Genomic DNA, 19,586 nt, shown 5'->3' on the forward strand with positions numbered 1-19,586 from the left:
GTCCCGGGCATCCACGTTCTCTGCGCTGCGTGAAAAGGCGTGGATGGTCGGGACAAGCCCGGCCATGACGCTGTGGAGACAATCGGTGCCCCACAACGTACGTCTGTTGCCTCAGCGGCTCGCCGCCTCGCCCAACCGCCGCTTGATCTTCTTCGCGCTCGCGTCGAGCAGTTCGGACGGCTTCTGGCCGGTCGCCGCGCACAGGCAGGCCCAGTAGTAGATGACATCGCCGAGCTCGTCGACGAGACCCGCCTGGTCGAGCCAGTTGTCGCGCAGCAGCTTCTTGATGTGGTCAGCGACCTCGCCGGATTCACCGGCAAGGCCGAGCCCGAGATAGGACAGCCGTTCGTTGGACGGATGCTCATCGACCTTGGCAATGCTCGCGGCCCAGACCGCATATTCATCGATCGTCATCGGCGTCCCTCGCCGCTAAAGCATGATCCGGAAAAGTGCGCATCGGTTTTCCGAAAAGATCATGCGCAAACACTACCTAAAGCGCGATGACGATTCATCCCGTCTCATCGCGCTTTTGTGCCGGATCAACCTACCACTTCGGTGACGGGCTGCAGGTCGATCTCGAATGTCTCCAGGAACTTTGACGTCATGATGTAGAAACCGACGGAGAGCTGCAATTCCACCAGCGCGGCCGGCGTCAGCTTCGATGCGACCGCCTTGAAGGTCGCGTCCGTCGGCTTGTTCAGTTTCACGATCTCGTCGGTGAAGGCGAGCGCGGCGCGCTGGACCTCGTTGAAGCAGCTCGCGCCTTGCCAGTTCTCGAGCGCCTCGTTCTGCTCGTCGGTGACGCCGACATTCTTGCCGATGCGCTTGTGCGCGACGATCTCGTACGGCGCCTGGCACAGAATGCCGGTGCGCGTGATCGCGAGCTCGCGCACGACAGGATCGAGCTCGCCCTTGTGACGGATGGCGCCGCCGAGACGGCAGTACTGCTCGAAATAGCTCGGCGAGTGCGCCATCATCCGGAAGATGTTGGCGTGGCGGTTCTTGTCGAGAATTTCGCGGGTGCGGTCGGATGCCTTGGACGGGTCGCTGTACTGAATGCGGGCCATGATTTTCCTGAAGTTTTCCCTGAGCCTTTGATGCTTTTTGTCGTTACCGGCGAGAGTTCCCTGAAACTGTAATTGCGCGCGGACGCGGGAGCAACATCATCGAGTCAAAATGCCGCCGCATTGCTGATCGACCTTGGCACAGTCGATATTCGCCGCGTGGGGACAAATCGCGGCGGATACTCGCAAGGGGTGTTCCGAGTAAAAATAATTGACCGTTGTGTGCGCTCACCGCGCCACGATGAGTCACGCCCAAGTCTAGGGAGAAAAAGGCATGAAGGAAGCCACCAAGGGGGCGGCCTCGGGAGCGCTCGCGCATATGCTGGCGGTGACGGCGATGCTCGTCATCGCCAGCATCTTGTTCTACGGGCGTTGAGTTGGAGTTTTAGAGTTTTCGTCATTCCGGGGTGGCTCTCGCACAGGCCAGACCCAGAATACCCGTTCCAGGTTCGGTCCCAGGACCGCCCCCGAATGACGAATCCCTCCCCTCGCATCTGGCGGCCGTAGGGCAATTCCGGAAAATCCGTCCGCGAGGTGAGCCCCCCGGATTTCGCTTCGCTTCATCCGGTCTACGAGGCCGAATCGCAACCGCGCTATTTCTCCCTGGCAAAGAACGGCACGAGCTTGCCGGCGAACGGCTTGAAGCTCGCGACAACCGAATCGCCGATGGTCAGTCCGTTGTCGCCGTGCGCCATCATACGAAAGCCTTCGGCGCAATCGACCAGCAGAATATTGTAGGGCACGTGTGCGCGCGTCTCGGGCGTGGCGGCCCGGCAGACCAGCGAGGTCGCATAGACCCTGCCCTTGCCGCTGGCGCGCGCCTCGCGCAGATCGGACGCGCCGCAGGCCGCGCAGAAGGCGCGGTGGAAATACTGCACGTGACCGCATGAGGTGCAACTCTGATAGGTGATGGCCTGTTCGCCCTTGGTCCAATCAGCCAGACGCTCGCTCATGCGATCTGCTCCAGGAACATGCTGACATGGGACGACAGCACGCCGCCGTCGCCATGCAGCAGCGCGATCGAGGCGTCGCGCACCTGCCGGTTCGCCGCCCGTCCCGTCATCTGCAAATGCGTCTCGACGAGGTGCGCCATGGCGCCGCCGACGCCGCAATGGCCGTAACTGAGCAGGCCGCCATGGGTGTTGAGCGGCATCGCCCCGTCTCGGCCGAAGTGTCCCGATCGCACGCGGGCTGCCGCCTCGCCGCGGCCGGCAAGCCCGAGGTCTTCCAGCAGCATCGCGAGTGTGATCGTAAAGCTGTCGTAGATCGCGGCGTAGCGCACGTCGGAGATCGCAAGGCCCGTGGCCTCCTTGGCGCGCGCGATGGAAATCTCGGCGCCGAGCTCGCTGAGCGCGGGCGCAGCCGTGACATGCTGATGGGTATGGGCCTGGGCGCAGCCACGAATGCGCACGCCCGCCTTGCCGGTCCGCTCGCGGCTGACGACGAACGCAGCGCCGCCATCGGACACCGGACAGCAATCGAGCAGTTTTAGCGGCATCGCCACCGGCTTCGACGCCATGACGTCGGCAACGGTGATGGAATCGTGGAATTGCGCGCCGGGATGGGTGCAGGCGTGGTCGCGCATCAGCACGGCAAATTCGGCGAGGTCCTGTTCGGTCACGCCGTATTCGTGCATGTAGCGCGTTGCGACGAGGCCGTAATAGGCAGGAATGGTCGGCCCGAGCGGCACCTCGTAGTCGGGATGGCCGACCTGCGCCAGCGCCTGGATCGAGGCATCGCGGCTCTGCCCGGTGAGGCGGTTCTCGCCAGCGACGACGAGCACGTTGCGGCAGACGCCCGCCTCCACGAGGTGATGGGCCAGCATGGTCATTGCGAGGCCCGTTGCGCCGCCGACCTGCACGGCGTGGGCGTAGGACGGGCGGATGCCGAAGTGCTCGGCGAAGACGGTGGCGAGCATGATGTGCGGCGAGACGGTGGAGTAGCCGCAGAGAATGCCGTCGATCTCAGCGCGCCTCAGGCCCGCATCGTCGAGGGCGAGTTGCGCGGCCTTGCTCATCAAATCGAGCGAGGATGAACCCTCGTGCTTGCCGAACGACGTGAGGCCGACGCCGGTGATGAAGCTCATGGTGCGCTCTCCTCCGGCGCCGAGCGCGTGACGCCGTCGCGGACCATGGCGGCGATCTCGTCGACCGAGTATCCGATCTCGCGAAGAATCTCCGCGCCGTGTTCGTTGAGCCGCGGCGCCAGCCGCACCGGGTCGGCTTCGGTCTCCGACCAGGTCGCGGTCACCTTCATGCTGCGGATCGCGCCCTCGGTCGGATGCTCGACGACCGGGAAGAAGCCGGTCGCCTCCAGGTGCTCGTCGTGGAGGATCGACGCGAGGTCGTGCATCGGCATCACGGGCACGTCGGCCTTGGTGAGAAGGTCGATCCACTCTGCTGTCGTGCGCGTCTCGAAGATGCGGGCGAGCTCGGCATAGACGACGTCGATGTTGGCGGCGCGCCCGGCGAAGGTTGCGAATTTGGGGTCGGCGCGCAGATCGTCACGGCCGGTTGCCTTGAAGAAGTTTTCCCACTGCTTGTCGTTGTAGACGATGACGCTGAGATAGCCGTCCGAGGTCTTGTAAGGCCGGCGGTCACGCGAGAGGTGGCGGGCGTAGCCGCCCTTGTCGAGCGGCGGCTCGTAAGTGAGCCCGCCCATGTGGTCGCCCATGACGAAGCCGGCCATGGTCTCGAACATCGGGATGTCGACGCGCTGGCCGCGGCCGGTGCGATCACGATGCACGAGGCTGGCGCAGATCGCGCCGACCGCAGTGAGGCCGACGATGCGGTCCACCAGCGCGTTCGGCACATAGCGCGGCACGCCGTCGCCGGTCTGCGCCATCAGCGCAGGCAACGCGGTGGCGCCCTGGATCAGGTCGTCGTAAGCGGGCTTTGCTGCATAGGGCCCGTCCTGGCCGAAGCCGAACACGCCGGCATAGACCAGGCGCGGGTTGATCGCGGAGACGACATCATAGCCGAGCTGCAGCCGCGCCATCGCCTGCGGACGGACGTTGTAGACGAGAACGTCGGCGTCCTTCAGGAGGCGCAGCACGGCTTCGCGCCCCGCAGGCTTCTTCAGGTCGAGGCAGATCGAGCGCTTGCTGCGGTTGGTGTTGAGGAACACCGGGCCCATGCCGGGATGGCGCGTCGGGCCGATCAGGCGGGTGACGTCGCCGTCGAGCGATTCCACCTTGATGACGTCGGCACCGTAATCGCCGAGCATCTGGGTCGCATAGGGACCCATCAGCACGGTGGTCATGTCGACGACCTTGATGCCCTTCAGCGGCCCCATTCGTTCGCTCCCGATGGCGCGGGCTCTGGAAGCGGCCCGGCGATTTCGGTCCAGCTAACGGCAGGGTCGCCGCGCGCGCAAGGGCGGCCGGCGTATGGCCGCATGCATCGTGCGGCGATATCGGCCGCTATTTCTTCTGGCGGGATTCGCGGATCTTGATGAGGCGGTCGAGCTCGTCGTTCTGCTGATTGATGCGATCGGCGATCCGCGACTCGTTCTGCTCGCCGGATGCGGCGGCAGCCTGCTCGATCAGCTGGCGGATATTGTCCTCGAGGATCGCAATGCGATCGTTGAGTACGTCGAGGGAAAGGGATTCTTCGTAGGCATTGCTCATGATGCATTTCTCGCAAATCAATCAGGAGCCGTAGGGTGGGCAAAGCGAAGCGCGCCCACCATGATCTAACGCAAAGAACGTAGGGTAGATTAGCCGAAGGCGTAGTCCACCAACGCTGCCTCCGCGGAGGCCGAAGTGGTGGGTTACACCAGCGCCTGCGCTTTGCGCAGGCGCCAGCCAACCCACCCTACAAAGGCTTACTTCAACGGCTCCAGCACGGAGACGTAGTTCGCGACGGCCGCGCCGCCCATGTTGAAGATGCCGCCGAGTTTTGCATTCTTGAGCTGCATGCCCTCGGGCGCTTGCCCGGCGAGCTGCATCGCGGTCATCACGTGCATCGAGACGCCGGTGGCGCCGATCGGATGGCCCTTGGCCTTGAGGCCACCGGACGGATTGACCGGCAGCTTGCCGTCCTTGAGCGTCCAGCCTTCCTTGATGGCGCGGGCGCCCTGCCCCTTCGGCGTCAGGCCCATGGCTTCGTACTCGATCAGCTCGGCGACGGTGAAGCAGTCATGGGTCTCGACAAAGGAGAGATCGCTCAGCGTGATCCCGGCCTGCTCCAGCGCGCGCTGCCAGGCGACCGTGCAGCCTTCGAACGCGAGGATGTCGCGCTTGGACATCGGCAGGAAATCCTGGGCGTGCGCGGTGGCGCGGAAGCCGATCGACTTGCTCATGCCCTTGGCGGTCTCGGCATCGGCCAAAACCAGCGCGGCCGCGCCGTCGGAGACCAGCGAGCAATCGGTGCGCTTCAGGGGGCCGGCGACATAGGGGTTCTTCTCGCTCTCGGCGCGGCAGAAGTCGAAGCCAAAGTCCTTGCGCATCTGGGCGAAGGGATTGGCGACGCCGTTCTTGTGGTTCTTGGCCGCGATCAGCGCCAGCGCATCGGACTGGTCGCCGTATTTCTGGAAGTAGGAGCTGGCGATCTTGCCGAACACGCCGGCGAATCCGCCGACCGTGTCGCCGTCCTCGGGCAGATAGGAGGCCTTGAGCAGGTTCTTTCCGATCTCAGGTCCCGGCGTGCGCGTCATCTGCTCGACGCCGACCACGAGCACGACCTTGGCGGCGCCTGCGGCGATCGCACGCAGGCCCTGATGCACCGCGGCAGAGCCGGTGGCGCAGGCGTTCTCGACGCGGGTCGCCGGCTTGAAGCGCAGCTTCGGGTCAGCCTGGAGCACCAGCGAGGCGGTAAAATCCTGCGGCGAGAAGCCGGCGTTGAAATGGCCGAGCACGATCTCGTCGACGTCGGAGGCGGAGATGCCGGCATCCGCCAGCGCTTCGTTGGCGACGCGGGTGACGAGGCTTTCGACGGTTTCGGTGTCGAACTTGCCGAACGGCGTATGCGCCCATCCGACGATGCTGGCGGTCATGGTCTCTTCTCCCTGGGGGTCTCTTCCTGACCTAAGTCTTAGCCCAGCGATGACAAGACTTCACGCGGGTTTAAGCGCCTGGAGCGTGCGCTGGCAGATGGCAGTTATGCCGGCCCAGTTCCCGGCCCTGATCTCCGCCGTCGGGCACAGCCAGGAACCGCCGACCGCCACCACGTTGGGCTCGGCCAGCCAGGTCGCCGCATTGGCCTCGCCGACCCCGCCGGTCGGGCAGAACCGCACGTTCGGGAACGGCCCGCCGAGCGAGCGCAGGCCCTTGATGCCGCCGGCCTGCTCGGCCGGGAAGAACTTTGCGACGTCGAAGCCGTGCGCCAGCGCCAACATCAGCTCGGACGCGGTGGCGATGCCCGGTGCGAACGGCAGGGAGCTGTGGGCGGCGGCCTTGAGCAGATCCGGGGTCAGGCCCGGGCTGATGCCGAAGGCGACGCCGAGCTTCTCGACACGGGTGAAGTCGGCCGGATTGAGGATCGTGCCGATGCCGACGACCGCATCGGGGACCTCGGCCATGATCGCCCGCGCCGCCTCGATTGCGACGGGGGTGCGCAGGGTCACCTCCAGCGTGCGGACGCCACCGGCGACCAGCGCATGCGCCAGCGGCACGGCATCCTGGATCCGCTCGATGGTGAGGACGGGAATGACGGTCGCAGCCTTGAACAATGCGACGAGGTGGTTCTGTTGGGCGGCGGTGGGCATGGGGGCTCGATTTCGCTGGGTCGCGGTTATTTGGTGGCCTGGCGGGAGGCCGCCGGCCGATGCCGTTTCTTCGGCGGCATGGCATAGCCCGGAATGATGGCGCCGGGATAGCAAATCACGAGGCTGGCGAGGCGATGGCCGGCCTGGGCCGCCTCGACCGGCTCCGACCCGGCGAGCCGCGCCGCGATATAGGCCGCGGCGAAACTGTCGCCGGCGGCGGTGGTGTCGACCACGGGCTTGGTCATGGGCTCGGCGCGGACCTCGCTGGTCCCGCCCGGGAAACGCAACAGGCTGACGGGCTCGGCGAGGCGGAACACCAGCTCCGGGGTCGGGATGCGCGCCATCAGCTGCTCCTGGCTCTCGCCGGGATAGAGCGCGAGCAGGTCCTCGGTCGAGGTCAGCACGATGTCGGCGGCCGCGAACGCAGCCGCAAACACCTCGCGCGCGACATCGCGGTCCGGCCATCCCCGTGCGCGAAAATTCGTGTCGAACACGAAGCGGGTGCCGAGCAGGCGCGCACGCTTGATCGCCGCGAACAGGCGCTCGCGCCCGGCCGCATCGTAGATCGAGAGCGTGATCGCGGAGAGATAGACGATGTCGTAGCTCATCAGCGAGTTGAGCAGCTCGTCGGTCTCCGGCAGGCTCATGAGCTGGCGCGCCGCCGCACTGTCGCGCCAGTGGAAGAACTGGCGCTCGCCCTTGGCATCCGTCTGGATCATGTAGAGGCCGGGCAGCTTGCCCGGCAGCCGCACGACACGCCGGGTGCCGACGCTTTCCGCGTTCCAGGCCGCGATCATCTCGTCGCTCAGCGCATCGTCGCCGAGCGCGGTGAGATAATCGACCTTGACCTCGAGCCGGGCGAGATACACGGCCGTGTTCAGGGTATCGCCGCCGAAGCCGCGCGAGTAGAGGCCACCGCCCTGCCCGGCCTGCCCAGAGGAATGTCCCCCTTGGGCCTGCCGGAGCTCGACCATGCATTCGCCGATGCAAGCAACGCTCGCCATCGTCATATCCACGCTGTTCATCGGTTGGATCAGGCGACGAAGTTGCCGCCGAGCTCGTCTTCGATGTGAATGCGGATGATATCGTCGAAATTCTTCTCGGCGGTGGTGAATCCGAGCTCGAGCGACCGCTTGGCGTTGAAATTGCGCGGCCAGCCGCCGACGATGCCGACGATGAAGGGATCGGGCTCGCGCTTGATACGGGCGGCGACCTTGTCGCCCGCCACGCGCTTCAGCGCGGCGATCTGTTCGCCGACCGTGGCCGACAGGCCGGGCATGGTCAGGTTGCGGCGCGGGCCGACCGTGGCGAGGTCCATGGTGCCGGCGTGCAGCAGGAAGCCGACGGCGGAGCGCGGCGTGGCGTGCCAATGGCGGACGTCCTCGGAGACCGGAAGCACCGCTTCCTTGCCCGCCAGCGGCTCGCGCAGGATGTTGGAGAAGAAGCCGGATGCCGCCTTGTTGGGCAGGCCGGGCCGGATGCAGATGGTCGGCAGGCGGATGCCGATGCCGTCGAGGAAGCCGCGGCGCGAATAGTCGGCCAGCAGCAACTCGCCGATCGCCTTCTGGGTGCCGTAGCTGAGCAGCGGGGTGTGGAAGAACTCGTCGCCGATCGCATCCGGGAACGGGGCGCCGAACACGGCGATCGAGGATGTGAACACCACGCGCGGCTTGTAGCCGCCGCCGGTGAGCCTGATGGCATCGAGCAGCATCCGCGTGCCGTCGAGATTGATGCGATAGCCCTTGTCGAAATCGAGCTCGGCCTCGCCCGAGACGATGGCGGCGAGGTGGAAGATCACGTCGGGGCGGCCGGCGATCAGCTTCTCGGCCGCGTCCGGGACGGCGAAATCGCCCGAGACGGTCTCGACGGGGAAGCCGGCCTTCTCCGGCTTCTTCGGCTCGACCACGTCGTGCATGGTCAATTTCGTGATGTCGCTCTTGCCGAGCCGGCCGTCGCGCAGCAGCCGTTCACAGAGTTTGCGGCCGACCATGCCGGCGGCGCCGAGAACCAGAATGTGCAAGAGCCTACTCCTTCTTATTGGCCGGAACGCGCCGCTCTTGAATCGTCTTGGCGCGTTCTCAGACGGACGGCGCGGTCATTCCTTCACGGCGCCGGTCATCGCCGAGACATAATGCTCCACGAAGAAGGCGTAAAGGATGACGAGCGGCAGCGAGCCGGCCAGGGCCCCCGCCATCAGCGAACCCCAGCGGTAGATGTCGCCGTCCACGAACTCGTTGACGATCGCCACCGGCACCGTCTTGTTGCTGGTCGATTGCAGGAACGTCAACGCGTAGATGAACTCGTTCCAGCACAGGGTGAAGCAGAAGATAAAGGCCGAGATCAGGCCGGGGATCGCCAGCGGCAGCACGATCTTGATCAGGATCTGCCAGCGGCTCGCCCCGTCGATCAGGGCGCATTCCTCGAGCTCGAACGGGATGGTCTTGAAGTAGCCCATCAACAGCCAGGTCGAGAACGGGATCAGGATGGTCGGATAGGTCAGGATCAGCGCCAGGGGCGAATCGAACAGGCCGTACTGGAACACGACGGTGGCCAGCGGAATGAACAGGATCGACGGCGGCACCAGATAGGCGAGGAAGATCAGCCCGCCGACGAGATTGGCGCCCTTGTAGCGCAGGCGCACGATGGCATAGGCGGCCAGCACGCTCGCGATGATCGACAGCACCGTCGCGCAGACGGCCACGTACATCGTGTTCCAGAGCCAGTGCGGGTAGTAGCTCTCGAACAGCAGCTTGTGGAAGTGCTTGAAGGTCGGGTTCCAGGTCCAGAACGGATTGTACTTGTCGAGGTCGAGCAGTTGCTCGTCGGGTTTCACCGACGTCAGCGCCATCCAGTAGAACGGGAACAGCAGGACGATGACGATGATCGCGAGCGGCAGATAGAGCGTCACCATCCGGCGCGGCACCGACTGCAGATAGCTCATGCCCTCGCTGTTATCGACGCGCGCCGGCGTCGACAGCACGCCCTTCAGATCGACTTTCGAGGCAGGAAGATCAGTCATTGCTTTCTCCCTGTTGCCATTTGCGACGCTGCAGACCGAACCAGGAGACCATGATTGCGGCGAGCAGGAACGGAATCATGGCGCTGGAGATCGCGGCCCCCTCGCCGAGCTGCCCGGCGATGATCGCGCGCTGGTAGGAGAGCGTCGCCATCAGGTGGGTGGCATTGACAGGGCCGCCGCGGGTCATTGCCCAGATCAGCTGGAAGTCGGTGAAGGTGAACAGCACCGAGAAGGTCATGACGACGGCGATGATCGGCGTCAGCAGCGGATAGGTGATGTAGCGGAAATTCTGCCAGCGCGTGGCACCGTCGAGCGTGGCGGCTTCATAGAGCGAGGGCGACACCGTCTGCAGGCCCGCGAGCAGCGTGATCGCAACGAACGGCACGCCGCGCCAGATATTGGCGAAGATCACGCAGATGCGCGCCCAGGTCGTGTCGCCGAGGAAGTTGATGTTCTGGCTGATCAGGCCGAGATGCTTCAGCGACCAGGAGATGATGGAGAATTGCGAGTCGAAGATCCACCAGAACGCCAGCGCCGAGAGCACCGTCGGCACGATGAAGGGAATCAGCACCATCGCGCGCAGCATCGCCTTGAACGGCATGTTCTCGTTCAGCAGCAGCGCGAGATAGAGCCCGATCGCGAATTTGAGGGCGCTGGCGACGAAGGTGTAGAGCAGCGTGTTGAACACCGACAGCCAGAAGATGGAGTCGTCCCACAGCCACTCATAGTTCTCGGTGGCGATGAAATGCCCGACCCTGCCGATGCGGGTGTCCGTGAAGGACAGCCAGATGCCGAGCCCGAGCGGATAGGCCAGGAAGAAGATCAGGAACGCCATGGCCGGCACCATGAACCAGAAGCCGAGCCAGTTGCGATTGTGTTTGAGCTGGGTCCAGGCGCTGTCCTCGCTCATCTGAGGCTTGGCCCGGGGAATTGCGACATCAGCCATGCCCGATATCCCTGATCGAAAGGTTGACGAGCGGGCGGCCGGAAGGCCGCCCGCCCCGTGACCGTCAGCGGTAGATACGCTTCAGCTGGCGCTCGGCTTCCGCCATCGCGCCCTTCGTATCCTTGGCGCCGGTGCAGTAGTTGGCGAACATGTCGACGACGATGAAGTCGGCGATCGCAGTCGCCGCCTTCTCGCCGACCGTGCCGATGCCGGACGCCGGCAGCGTGCGCTTGGAGGCCTGCGAGAAGACGTAGTTCTTGGGATCGGCCTTCCAGATCGGCGCCGTTTCGTAGGCGTTCAGGGTCTGCGTCAGATAGCCCTGCGCGCCGTCCAGCCACTTCTCGTAGTTTTCCTTCTCCAGCATGAAGGCGATGAAGGCCTTCGACGCGTTCGGATATTTGGTGAAGTTGAAGGCGAGGATCGGCAGCGCCAGCTGCAGCTCGGTCGGCTTGCCGACCGGGCCGACCGGCCAGAGCGCGTGGTAGGTGTCCTCGGCCAGCTCCTTCTTGGTCGGGTCGGTCTTGGCGGCGACGTAGATCGAGATGCCGTTCGCCGTGCAATAGAGCTCGCCGGCGAGGTAGGCCTTGTTGTTGGAGGAGTCGTTCCAGGACGGGGTGCCCGGAATGAAGGCGTCATAGAGCGCCTTGCAGTACTCCAGCGCCTTCGCCGTCTCCGGCGAGTTGATGATGATCTTGTCGTTCTGGTCGACCGTGTAGGCGCCGTGGCCCCAAAGCACCCAGTGCAGCCACGAATTGCCGTCACCCGAGGCGTGTCCGAGCGCGAAGCCGGCCGGCGTGTTGTTGGCCTTCAGCGCCTTGCACATCTCGAGGAAACCCGGGAAGTCCTTCGGGAATTCCTTGAAGCCGGCCTTGTCGAGTGCCGACTTGCGGTAGGTCATGTAGCCGCCGTTGGTCGCGACGGGAATGCCGAGCCAGTCGTCGCCGAGCTTGCAGGTCTTGGCGGCCGCATCGGTCCAGCCGCCGTACTTCTTGCCGAGGTAATCGGCGACGTCGTTCATCTTCAGGACTTTGGTGGGGAAGAGCTGCGGCAGCGTGTGCAGACCCCAGGCGAGATCGAGACCCGAGCCGGTGTTGGCCGCAACCGAAGCCTTCGGCTGCACGTCCTCGAAGGACTCGCTGAACACGTTCATCTCGGTGCCGGTCGCGGCCTTGAACGCCGCCACCATCGCGTTGAATGCATCGTCTTCCGCCGGCACGAAACGCTTCCAGCGCATCACGGTCAGCTTGGCACCGGGCTCGGCCTTCCAGGGCGCGGTCTGTGCCCAGGCCCTGGCGAAGTCGAACAGTGCCGGCCCGGTCAGCGCACCGGTGGCAGCCAGAGCCGTTCCGCCTTGAAGCAGAGCCCGGCGGGTAAAGTCTTGCATGTCGTCCTCCCTGTAATGTTTTTTGTTGGCTTATGCCTTGTCGTCTTATGCGCTAGGCGTTCATGCGCTTGCCCGTCGCGTCGTCGAACAGATGGACAAGTGACGGATCGGGCTTCAGCCGGACCTTGTCGCCCGGATTGAACTGGTGCCGCTCGCGGAACACCGCGACGACCTGCTCGCCGCCGACCTTGGCGAACACCTGCGTCTCCGAGCCGGTCGGCTCGACCACGATGATCTCGGCCTCGGCGCCGTCATCGGCGATGGTGAAATGCTCGGGCCGCACACCATAGACCGCCGGGCGGCCGTCGGAGCCGGCCGGCGCGCTCTTGAGCGGCAGCTTCACGCCGTTCGGACCCTCGAAGGTCGCGACGCCGTTGACGCGCACATGGCCCTTGAGGAAGTTCATGGCGGGCGAGCCGATGAAGCCGGCGACGAACTGGTTGTCGGGCTTGTCGTAGAGCTCGAGCGGCGTGCCCATCTGCTCGACGATGCCGTCATGCATGACGACGATCTTGTCGGCCATGGTCATGGCCTCGATCTGGTCGTGGGTGACGTAGACGGTGGTGGTCTTCAGCCGCTGGTGCAGCTCCTTGATCTCGGTGCGCATGGCGACGCGCAGCTTGGCATCGAGGTTCGAGAGCGGCTCGTCGAACAGGAAGACCTGCGGATCGCGCACGATGGCGCGGCCCATGGCGACGCGCTGGCGCTGACCGCCCGAGAGCTGGCGCGGATAGCGGTCGAGCAGCGGCGAGAGCGCGAGGATCTCGGCGGCGCGCTTGACGCGCTTGTTGATCTCGTCGGAGCCGGCATTCCGCAGCTTGAGCGAGAAGCCCATGTTGTCCGCGACCGTCATGTGCGGATAGAGCGCGTAGTTCTGGAACACCATCGCAATGTCCCGCTCCTTGGGCTGGACATTGTTGACGACGCGGTCGCCGATCGAGATCGTGCCGGAGGTGATGTTCTCGAGGCCGGCGAGCATGCGCAGAAGCGTCGACTTGCCGCAGCCGGAGGGACCAACCAGAACGACGAACTGGCCGTCCTCGATCGGAATCGAGACGCCGTGCAGGACTTCAAAATTGCCGAACGATTTCCGCACGTCGCGGATTTGCACAGACGACATCTAGCTCCCTCCTCCGACTCAGGCGACGCAACCCTGGCGCCGCCACCGTCTTGTTTTTCTGAACTTCGCCGAACGAAGCCCACCCATAGCAGGCTACATTGTCGGCAGTTTGCGCGGCTTTGGCAATTTGTCTTTGGTTAGTCGTTGCTGGTAGCGCTGTCAACGATCCTTTGTTTGCGGCAATGGCTATGCTATGAGCAGCAAATGGGTCGAAAACGCACCAAGTCAGGCAAAATCCGACTGGCGGAAGTGGCCGAGCTCGCCGGCGTGAGCCCGATCACCGCGTCCCGTTTCTTCCGCAATCCCGAAGCGCTGTCGGTGGCCAAGCGGACGCGGGTCGAAAGCGCGGCCAAGGAGCTCGGCTACGTGCCCAACCTTGCGGCACGCGCCCTCGCCTCGCAGCGCACCGAAGTGATCGGTGTCTTGATTCCGTCACTCACCAACAACGTGTTCTCCGACGTGCTGCGCGGCATCTACGACGCGTCCGAAGGCAGCCGCTACTCGATCCAGTTGTCCAACACACGCTACAGCATTCTCCAGGAGGAGAAGCTGCTGCGGCTATTTCTCGCACAGAAGCCGGCCGGCCTGATCGTCACCGGCATCGACCAGACCGCGGAATCGCGCGCGATGCTGGAGGCGGCCGACTGCCCGATCGTGCAGATCATGGAGATCGGCCCCAATCCGGTCGATATGATGATCGGCTTTTCCCACTATGATGCAGCGCGCGCGGCGGTTGCGCACCTGTTCGCGCAGGGCCGCCGCAGGATCGGCTTCGTCGGCGCGCGCATGGATCCCAGGGTGCAGCGCCGGCTGGACGGATATGTCTCGGCCATGAAGGACGCCGGCCTGTTCGAGCAGCGCCTCGTCGTCACCACGGGGACGCCGACCTCGGTGACGCTCGGCGGCGCCCTCTTCACCGATCTGCTGGCGCGCGAGCCGGACCTCGATGCGGTGTTCTGCGCCAATGACGACCTCGCGCTCGGCGTGCTGTTCGAATGCCGGCGCCGCGAGTTCGAGGTCCCCGAGCAGATCGCGATCGTCGGCTTCAACGATCTCGAGTTCATGGCCTCCGCCGTCCCCACCCTCACCAGCGTGCGCACCAACCGCTACGAGATGGGCAAGACGGCCGCCAGCATGCTGATCGAGGCGATCGAGGGACGGCGCCCGGAGCAGCCGGTGCTCGATCTCGGCTTCAAGGTGATCGAGCGGCAAAGCTCGACATCCCGGCCGTCGGACAACAGGCCGGCCCTGACCGGCGGCGGCGCACCGAACAAAATGGTAGCGTTACCAAGTAGCCATGACTAGTATCGCGCTTGTGAGGAAACGCCCCGCCAGCGGGCAGGCAGACCATTGCTCACGCCGTTGGGCAGCGCACAAGCCGACAGCCCAGTATCCACGCCGGTGACCGACGCCGGTGCGTTTGCATTGCAGGAGACAACAATGACAAAAAAGCCAACCAATGGACACGCGCCCGCCGGCAACGGCGCCCGCCGTCACCTTCGCTCGCAGGAATGGTTCAACAACCCGCATAATCCGGGCATGACCGCGCTCTATATGGAGCGCTACCTGAATTACGGCCTCACCCGTGCCGAGCTGCAGTCAGGCAAGCCGATCATCGGCATCGCCCAGACCGGCAACGACCTCTCCCCCTGCAACCGCCATCATATCGAGCTCGCCCACCGCGTCCGCGAAGGCATCCGCGAGGCCGGCGGCATTGCGATGGAATTCCCGACCCACCCCATCCAGGAGACCGGCAAGCGCCCGACCGCGGCGCTCGACCGCAACCTCGCCTATCTCGGCTTGGTCGAGATCCTCTACGGCTACCCGCTCGACGGCGTCGTGCTCACCACCGGCTGCGACAAGACCACGCCGGCCTGCATGATGGCGGCGGCAACCGTGAACCTGCCCGCGATCGTGCTGTCGGGCGGCCCGATGCTGAACGGCTGGCATGCCGGCGAGCGCACCGGCTCCGGCACCATCGTCTGGAAGTCGCGCGAGCGGCTCGCCGCCGGCGAGATCGACTATGAAGAGTTCATGGAGATCGTGGCCTCCTCGGCGCCCTCGGTCGGCCATTGCAACACCATGGGCACCGCCTCGACCATGAATGGCCTGGCCGAGGCGCTCGGCTTCTCGCTGCCGGGCTGCGCGGCGATCCCCGCCCCCTACCGCGAGCGCGGCCAGATCGCCTACGAGACGGGCAAGCGCATCGTCGAGATGGTCTGGGAAGACCTCAAGCCCTCGGATATCCTGACCCGCAAGGCGTTCGAGAACTGCATCGTGATCAACTCGGCGATCGGCGGCTCGACCAACGCCCCGATCCACATCAACGCGCTGGCCCGTCACATCGGCGTCGAGCTGTCGATCGACGACTGGCAGAAGGTCGGCCACGACGTGCCGCTGCTCGTCAACATGCAGCCGGCCGGCTTCTATCTCGGCGAGGAATTCCACCGCGCCGGCGGCGTGCCGGCCGTGGTGCGCGAGCTGATGAAGCACAAGCGCATCCACGAGGATGCGGTCACGGTCAACGGCCGCGGCATCGGCGAGAACTGCAAGGACGCGCCCAAGCCCGACAACGACGTGATCTGGGCCTATGACAAGCCGCTGGTGAAGGACGCCGGCTTCCTGGTGCTGAAGGGCAATCTGTTCGATTCCGCGATCATGAAGACCAGCGTGATCTCCAAGGAATTTCGCGACCGCTATCTCAGCAACGCGAAGGACCTCAACGCCTTCGAGGGCCGCGCCATCGTGTTCGAAGGACCTGAGGATTATCACGACCGCATCGACGACGCCTCGCTCGGCATCGACGAGCACTGCGTGCTGTTCATCCGCGGCACCGGCCCGATCGGTTACCCCGGCGGCGCCGAGGTCGTGAACATGCAGCCACCGGCGGCGCTGATCAAACGCGGCATCCTGTCCCTGCCCTGCATCGGCGACGGCCGTCAGTCCGGCACATCGGGCTCGCCCTCGATCCTGAACGCCTCGCCGGAAGCCGCCGCCAATGGCGGCCTTGCGGTCCTCAAGACCGGCGACAAGGTGCGCATCGACCTCAACAAGGGCAGCGCCAACATCCTGATCTCGGACGAGGAGCTGAAGAAGCGCCACGCCGAGCTGAAGGCCAGCGGCGGCTTCAAGCATCCGCCGAACCAGACGCCGTGGCAGGAGATCTATCGCAATACCGTCGGCCAGCAATCGACCGGCGCCTGCATGGAGCTCGCTACGCGCTACCAGAACGTCGCCGGCACCTTTGGTGTGGCGCGGGATAATCACTAGCAGCCACACCGTCATTGCGAGCGAAGCGAAGCAATCCCGTCTGCCTCCGCGGGGAGTCTCTGGATTGCTTCGTCGCACTAGCGCAAAATTGCTCCGCAATTTTGTCGCGGGCTCCTCGCAATGACGTGCGGTTGGCATTTGAATGAACACAAGGGAGAAGAAAATGGCAGACCGCCTCAAGGGAAAGCGCGCCGTCATCACGGCAGCGGCAGCAGGCATCGGGCGCGCATGCGCACTCGCGTTCGCGCGTGAAGGCGCAACCGTCATCGCCACCGACATCAACGAGGCCGGTATCGCCGGCCTGACCAAGGAAGGCATTGCCGAGGTCGCCAAGCTCGACGTCCGCAACACCGCCGACGTCAACGCCTTTGCCAAGCGCGTCGGCAAGATCGACATCCTGCTCAACGCGGCCGGCTTCGTGCATCACGGCACCATCCTGGAATGCTCGGAAGAGGATTTCGACTTCTCGTTCGACCTCAACGTCAAGTCGATGCACCGGACCATCAAGGCCTTCCTGCCCGACATGATCGCGGGCGGCGGCGGCAGCATCGTCAACATCTCGTCCTGCGCCGCCCTGAGGCCGCCGGCGAACCGTTACGTCTACAGCTCGTCGAAGGCTGCGGTGTCGCTGCTGTCGCGCGCGGTTGCGCTCGACTTCATCACCAAGGGCATCCGCTGCAACTCGATCTGCCCCGGCACCGTCGAGACGCCGTCGATGCTCGACCGCGCCGCGGCGCAAGGACCGCAGGGCAAGGAGATGTTCATCTCCCGCCAGAAGATGGGCCGCCTCGGCACCGCCGAGGAGATCGCGTCCATGGCGGTCTATCTCGGCAGCGACGAGAGCGCCTTCACCACCGGCGTCGACCTCGTCGTCGACGGCGGCTACATGCTCTGATCAACGCCTCATCCCGAGGAGGCGCGAGCGCGCCGTCGCGAGGGATGGGCCACGGGCTACATGGTTCGAGACGCGCGCCGGGTGCGCGCTCCTCACCATGAGGGACAGGGAGGGTTTCGCGATGAACAAGATCGATCTCCAGGGGCGCGTCGCCATCGTCACCGGCGGCGCCCAAGGTTTTGGCCGCGCCATCACCGAGCGCTTCGTCGGCTCCGGCGCCAAGGTCGCGATCTGGGATTTTGACCAGGGGCTGGCCGAGAAGACGGCCAAAGAGGTTGGCGGCGAGACCAAGGTTTTCAAGGTCGACGTCACCGACACCGCGGCCGTCGAGCAGGCCCGCGATGCGACGCTGGCTGCGTTCGGCAAGATCGACATCCTCGTCAACAACGCCGGCATCGCCGGCGTCAACAAGCCGGTCTGGGAGACCGACCTCGAGGAATGGCGCAAGGTGCTGCGCATCAACCTCGACGGTCCCTTCATCGTCAGCAAGGCGATCGTGCCCGAAATGCTCAAGCAAAAATACGGGCGGATCGTGAACATCGCCTCGATCGCCGGCAAGGAAGGCAATCCGAACGCGGCGCACTATTCGGCGTCCAAGGCCGGCCTGATCGCGCTGACGAAGTCGCTCGGCAAGGAGCTCGCCGCGCACGACATTCTCGTCAACGCGGTGACCCCGGCGGCCGCCAAGACCGCGATCTTCGACCAGATGACGCAGCAGCATATCGACTTCATGCTGTCGAAGATCCCGAAGGCGCGCTTCGTGCTGGTGGAGGAGCTGGCCGCGATGGTGGCGTGGCTGTCGTCGCAGGACTGCGCATTCTCGACCGGCGCCGTGTTCGACATCTCGGGCGGCCGGGCAACCTATTGAGGGCGTCATGATCCGGGAAGGTGGATGCCTCTGCGGCGCGGTGCGGTTCAAGGCGGAAGGCGAGCCGCTCAACGTCCGAATCTGCCATTGCCGCATGTGCCAGAAGGCGATGGGCTCGCCCTACTTCGTCCGCGCGCAGTTCGACCAGCGCGCGCTGACCGTCGAGGGCGAGACCGAGCGCTATGCCTCGTCCGAGGCGATCGACCGCGTGTTCTGCAAGCGCTGCGGCACGCGCCTGTTTTCGTGGCGCCGCAACGGCACGCTGGCGGGCGTCTCGCTGACCACATTCGACGATCGCAACGCCTTCACGCCGACCGAGCACATCTGGGTGAGCGAGAAGGTCGCCTGGCTGAATATCGACGACGGGCTGGTTCAATACCAGGGGACGATCCCGGCGTGAGATCAGGCTTGCTGTGACGCGGTCGCAGCACGCCGGCCTGTCGTCGTCGCGATCCAGATCCCCGCAAACACCGCGACGATCCCCGCGGCGAGATTCCAGCGCAGCGGCTCTTGCAGCAGCCACGCCCCGACCAGCGATGCAGTGATCGGATTGACCGTCACCGAGATCGCGACGCGCGTCGGCGTCGTCCGCTCCAGCGCGAAGGCCCAGAGATAGAAGGTCAGCGCCGCGCCGAAGGCGCCGAGATAGAGAGCTGCCAGCCATTGCGGCGCGCCGAAGACGGCGACGGGCGCAAAGCTGCCGCGAACACTCGAGAGCAGGATGAGGCAGGCTGCACCGGCCGCCATGCTCATCGTCGTGAACGCGATCGGGCTGGAGCGACGGATCAGCGGCCTCGACCAGATGCCGTACAGCGCCATGCACAGCGCCGCCGCCATCATCAGGAGATCGCCGCGCCAGGCGCCTGACGGTGCCGAAATGAGATCGGAGAGCAGTGCGACCGCGACACCTGAGGTCGCGATCACGACGCCGATCGATTTGCGCCAGGTCAGGGCTTCGGCACCGAGCGCAGCCCCGATCAACAACGAAAGCAGCGGCAGCGTCGACAGTGCGAGCGCGCCGCGCGCGGCGGTCGTGAAGATCAAAGACGCGTTGAACAGGATCGGAAACACCGCGAAGAAGAGCAAGCCGAGTCCGAATGCGGCCGCCCAGTCCCCTCGCCCCGGCCATCGGTCGCCCCGCAGCAGCGTCAGCGGCAGCAGGAGAAGAAAGCCGATGCCGAACCGGAACGAGCCGATCGCGAGCGGATCGAGGCTGCTCACGAGATAGCGCGTGGCGCCGATCGACGTGCCGCCCAGCGCGCTCGACAGCACAGCGGCCAGAACGCCCAAAACCTCACCCACGATTCCTCCGTC

The 19,586-nt window shown here is 65.1% G+C and carries 20 protein-coding genes; 5 read left to right on the plus strand and 15 right to left on the minus strand.

Annotated features, from left to right (window positions below):
• Positions 1–111 precede the first annotated feature (111 nt).
• From A7X65_RS10450 to A7X65_RS10515, 14 genes are all read right to left on the minus strand, one after another.
• Entirely contained in the window at positions 112–414 is a 303-nt protein-coding gene (locus A7X65_RS10450; protein WP_063684438.1) for a nucleoside triphosphate pyrophosphohydrolase family protein, read from the minus strand.
• Positions 415–539: 125 nt separating this feature from the next.
• The gene (locus tag A7X65_RS10455) at positions 540–1,067 is read right to left on the minus strand and encodes a carboxymuconolactone decarboxylase family protein (RefSeq protein WP_063684441.1); all 528 of its coding nucleotides are present in this window, start codon (positions 1,065–1,067) and stop codon (positions 540–542) included.
• Between the two features lie 590 nt (positions 1,068–1,657).
• Complete coding sequence (locus tag A7X65_RS10460) at positions 1,658–2,017, minus strand: Zn-ribbon domain-containing OB-fold protein (protein WP_063684445.1); 360 nt, start codon at positions 2,015–2,017, stop codon at positions 1,658–1,660.
• Positions 2,014–3,150, minus strand: coding sequence for a thiolase family protein (locus A7X65_RS10465; RefSeq protein ID WP_063684448.1), 1,137 nt, complete (start codon positions 3,148–3,150; stop codon positions 2,014–2,016). The genes A7X65_RS10460 and A7X65_RS10465 overlap by 4 nt, the downstream gene beginning before the upstream one ends.
• Positions 3,147–4,358, minus strand: a complete 1,212-nt coding sequence (locus A7X65_RS10470; RefSeq protein WP_063684450.1) for a CaiB/BaiF CoA transferase family protein — start codon at positions 4,356–4,358, stop codon at positions 3,147–3,149. Before A7X65_RS10470 ends, A7X65_RS10465 begins: the two co-directional genes overlap by 4 nt.
• Before the next feature lie 127 nt (positions 4,359–4,485).
• A complete protein-coding gene (locus A7X65_RS10475) occupies positions 4,486–4,692 on the minus strand; it encodes a hypothetical protein (protein ID WP_063684453.1) in 207 nt (68 codons plus the stop codon).
• A gap of 197 nt (positions 4,693–4,889) precedes the next feature.
• Positions 4,890–6,059: an acetyl-CoA acetyltransferase gene (locus tag A7X65_RS10480; RefSeq protein WP_063684455.1), complete on the minus strand. Its 1,170-nt coding sequence runs from the start codon at positions 6,057–6,059 to the stop codon at positions 4,890–4,892.
• A gap of 60 nt (positions 6,060–6,119) precedes the next feature.
• Positions 6,120–6,770 carry a bifunctional 4-hydroxy-2-oxoglutarate aldolase/2-dehydro-3-deoxy-phosphogluconate aldolase gene (gene eda, locus A7X65_RS10485; protein WP_063684458.1) on the minus strand — a complete coding sequence of 217 codons (651 nt, stop codon included), beginning with the start codon at positions 6,768–6,770 and terminating at the stop codon, positions 6,120–6,122.
• Positions 6,771–6,796: 26 nt separating this feature from the next.
• Positions 6,797–7,774 carry a sugar kinase gene (locus A7X65_RS10490; protein ID WP_063684912.1) on the minus strand — a complete coding sequence of 326 codons (978 nt, stop codon included), beginning with the start codon at positions 7,772–7,774 and terminating at the stop codon, positions 6,797–6,799.
• 29 nt (positions 7,775–7,803) lie between these two features.
• A complete protein-coding gene (gene denD, locus A7X65_RS10495) occupies positions 7,804–8,790 on the minus strand; it encodes a D-erythronate dehydrogenase (protein WP_063684461.1) in 987 nt (328 codons plus the stop codon).
• 75 nt (positions 8,791–8,865) lie between these two features.
• Positions 8,866–9,789 carry a carbohydrate ABC transporter permease gene (locus A7X65_RS10500; RefSeq protein WP_063684462.1) on the minus strand — a complete coding sequence of 308 codons (924 nt, stop codon included), beginning with the start codon at positions 9,787–9,789 and terminating at the stop codon, positions 8,866–8,868.
• Positions 9,782–10,699 (minus strand): carbohydrate ABC transporter permease, encoded by a 918-nt coding sequence (locus A7X65_RS10505; protein ID WP_186467341.1) that lies wholly within the window; start codon positions 10,697–10,699, stop codon positions 9,782–9,784. Before A7X65_RS10505 ends, A7X65_RS10500 begins: the two co-directional genes overlap by 8 nt.
• A 100-nt stretch (positions 10,700–10,799) precedes the next feature.
• Positions 10,800–12,119, minus strand: coding sequence for an ABC transporter substrate-binding protein (locus A7X65_RS10510; RefSeq protein WP_063684466.1), 1,320 nt, complete (start codon positions 12,117–12,119; stop codon positions 10,800–10,802).
• Between the two features lie 52 nt (positions 12,120–12,171).
• Complete coding sequence (locus tag A7X65_RS10515) at positions 12,172–13,239, minus strand: ABC transporter ATP-binding protein (protein WP_063684468.1); 1,068 nt, start codon at positions 13,237–13,239, stop codon at positions 12,172–12,174.
• Between the two features lie 204 nt (positions 13,240–13,443).
• Between A7X65_RS10515 and gntR the strand changes: the two genes are divergently transcribed.
• The 5 genes from gntR to A7X65_RS10540 all read left to right on the plus strand — a co-directional run bounded on the left by gntR (position 13,444) and on the right by A7X65_RS10540 (position 18,672).
• Entirely contained in the window at positions 13,444–14,544 is a 1,101-nt protein-coding gene (gene gntR / locus A7X65_RS10520; protein ID WP_063684470.1) for an HTH-type transcriptional regulator GntR, read from the plus strand.
• 135 nt (positions 14,545–14,679) lie between these two features.
• The gene (locus A7X65_RS10525; RefSeq protein WP_063684471.1) at positions 14,680–16,509 is read left to right on the plus strand and encodes an IlvD/Edd family dehydratase; all 1,830 of its coding nucleotides are present in this window, start codon (positions 14,680–14,682) and stop codon (positions 16,507–16,509) included.
• 163 nt (positions 16,510–16,672) lie between these two features.
• Positions 16,673–17,404, plus strand: coding sequence for an SDR family oxidoreductase (locus A7X65_RS10530; RefSeq protein WP_063684472.1), 732 nt, complete (start codon positions 16,673–16,675; stop codon positions 17,402–17,404).
• 121 nt (positions 17,405–17,525) lie between these two features.
• Entirely contained in the window at positions 17,526–18,272 is a 747-nt protein-coding gene (locus tag A7X65_RS10535; RefSeq protein WP_063684473.1) for an SDR family NAD(P)-dependent oxidoreductase, read from the plus strand.
• Between the two features lie 7 nt (positions 18,273–18,279).
• Positions 18,280–18,672, plus strand: a complete 393-nt coding sequence (locus tag A7X65_RS10540; protein WP_063684474.1) for a GFA family protein — start codon at positions 18,280–18,282, stop codon at positions 18,670–18,672.
• 2 nt (positions 18,673–18,674) lie between these two features.
• Here A7X65_RS10540 and A7X65_RS10545 read toward each other — a convergent pair whose 3' ends face one another.
• Positions 18,675–19,574 carry a DMT family transporter gene (locus tag A7X65_RS10545; protein WP_063684913.1) on the minus strand — a complete coding sequence of 300 codons (900 nt, stop codon included), beginning with the start codon at positions 19,572–19,574 and terminating at the stop codon, positions 18,675–18,677.
• Positions 19,575–19,586: the final 12 nt, after the last annotated feature.

It is taken from the genome of Bradyrhizobium stylosanthis (assembly GCF_001641335.1).
In the GTDB taxonomy this organism is placed as follows: Bacteria; Pseudomonadota; Alphaproteobacteria; order Rhizobiales; family Xanthobacteraceae; genus Bradyrhizobium; species Bradyrhizobium stylosanthis.

Excerpts from the sequence above, each read along its gene's own strand:
- A7X65_RS10450 (WP_063684438.1), bottom strand. The coding sequence starts at position 414 with ATGACGATCGATGAATATGCGGTCTGGGCCGCGAGCATTGCCAAGGTC.
- A7X65_RS10455 (WP_063684441.1), bottom strand. The coding sequence starts at position 1,067 with ATGGCCCGCATTCAGTACAGCGACCCGTCCAAGGCATCCGACCGCACC.
- A7X65_RS10460 (WP_063684445.1), bottom strand. The coding sequence starts at position 2,017 with ATGAGCGAGCGTCTGGCTGATTGGACCAAGGGCGAACAGGCCATCACC.
- A7X65_RS10465 (WP_063684448.1), bottom strand. The coding sequence starts at position 3,150 with ATGAGCTTCATCACCGGCGTCGGCCTCACGTCGTTCGGCAAGCACGAG.
- A7X65_RS10470 (WP_063684450.1), bottom strand. The coding sequence starts at position 4,358 with ATGGGGCCGCTGAAGGGCATCAAGGTCGTCGACATGACCACCGTGCTG.
- A7X65_RS10475 (WP_063684453.1), bottom strand. The coding sequence starts at position 4,692 with ATGAGCAATGCCTACGAAGAATCCCTTTCCCTCGACGTACTCAACGAT.
- A7X65_RS10480 (WP_063684455.1), bottom strand. The coding sequence starts at position 6,059 with ATGACCGCCAGCATCGTCGGATGGGCGCATACGCCGTTCGGCAAGTTC.
- eda (WP_063684458.1), bottom strand. The coding sequence starts at position 6,770 with ATGCCCACCGCCGCCCAACAGAACCACCTCGTCGCATTGTTCAAGGCT.
- A7X65_RS10490 (WP_063684912.1), bottom strand. The coding sequence starts at position 7,774 with ATGGCGAGCGTTGCTTGCATCGGCGAATGCATGGTCGAGCTCCGGCAG.
- A7X65_RS10500 (WP_063684462.1), bottom strand. The coding sequence starts at position 9,789 with ATGACTGATCTTCCTGCCTCGAAAGTCGATCTGAAGGGCGTGCTGTCG.
- A7X65_RS10505 (WP_186467341.1), bottom strand. The coding sequence starts at position 10,699 with ATGAGCGAGGACAGCGCCTGGACCCAGCTCAAACACAATCGCAACTGG.
- A7X65_RS10510 (WP_063684466.1), bottom strand. The coding sequence starts at position 12,119 with ATGCAAGACTTTACCCGCCGGGCTCTGCTTCAAGGCGGAACGGCTCTG.
- A7X65_RS10515 (WP_063684468.1), bottom strand. The coding sequence starts at position 13,239 with ATGTCGTCTGTGCAAATCCGCGACGTGCGGAAATCGTTCGGCAATTTT.
- gntR (WP_063684470.1), top strand. The coding sequence starts at position 13,444 with ATGGGTCGAAAACGCACCAAGTCAGGCAAAATCCGACTGGCGGAAGTG.
- A7X65_RS10525 (WP_063684471.1), top strand. The coding sequence starts at position 14,680 with ATGACAAAAAAGCCAACCAATGGACACGCGCCCGCCGGCAACGGCGCC.
- A7X65_RS10530 (WP_063684472.1), top strand. The coding sequence starts at position 16,673 with ATGGCAGACCGCCTCAAGGGAAAGCGCGCCGTCATCACGGCAGCGGCA.
- A7X65_RS10535 (WP_063684473.1), top strand. The coding sequence starts at position 17,526 with ATGAACAAGATCGATCTCCAGGGGCGCGTCGCCATCGTCACCGGCGGC.
- A7X65_RS10540 (WP_063684474.1), top strand. The coding sequence starts at position 18,280 with ATGATCCGGGAAGGTGGATGCCTCTGCGGCGCGGTGCGGTTCAAGGCG.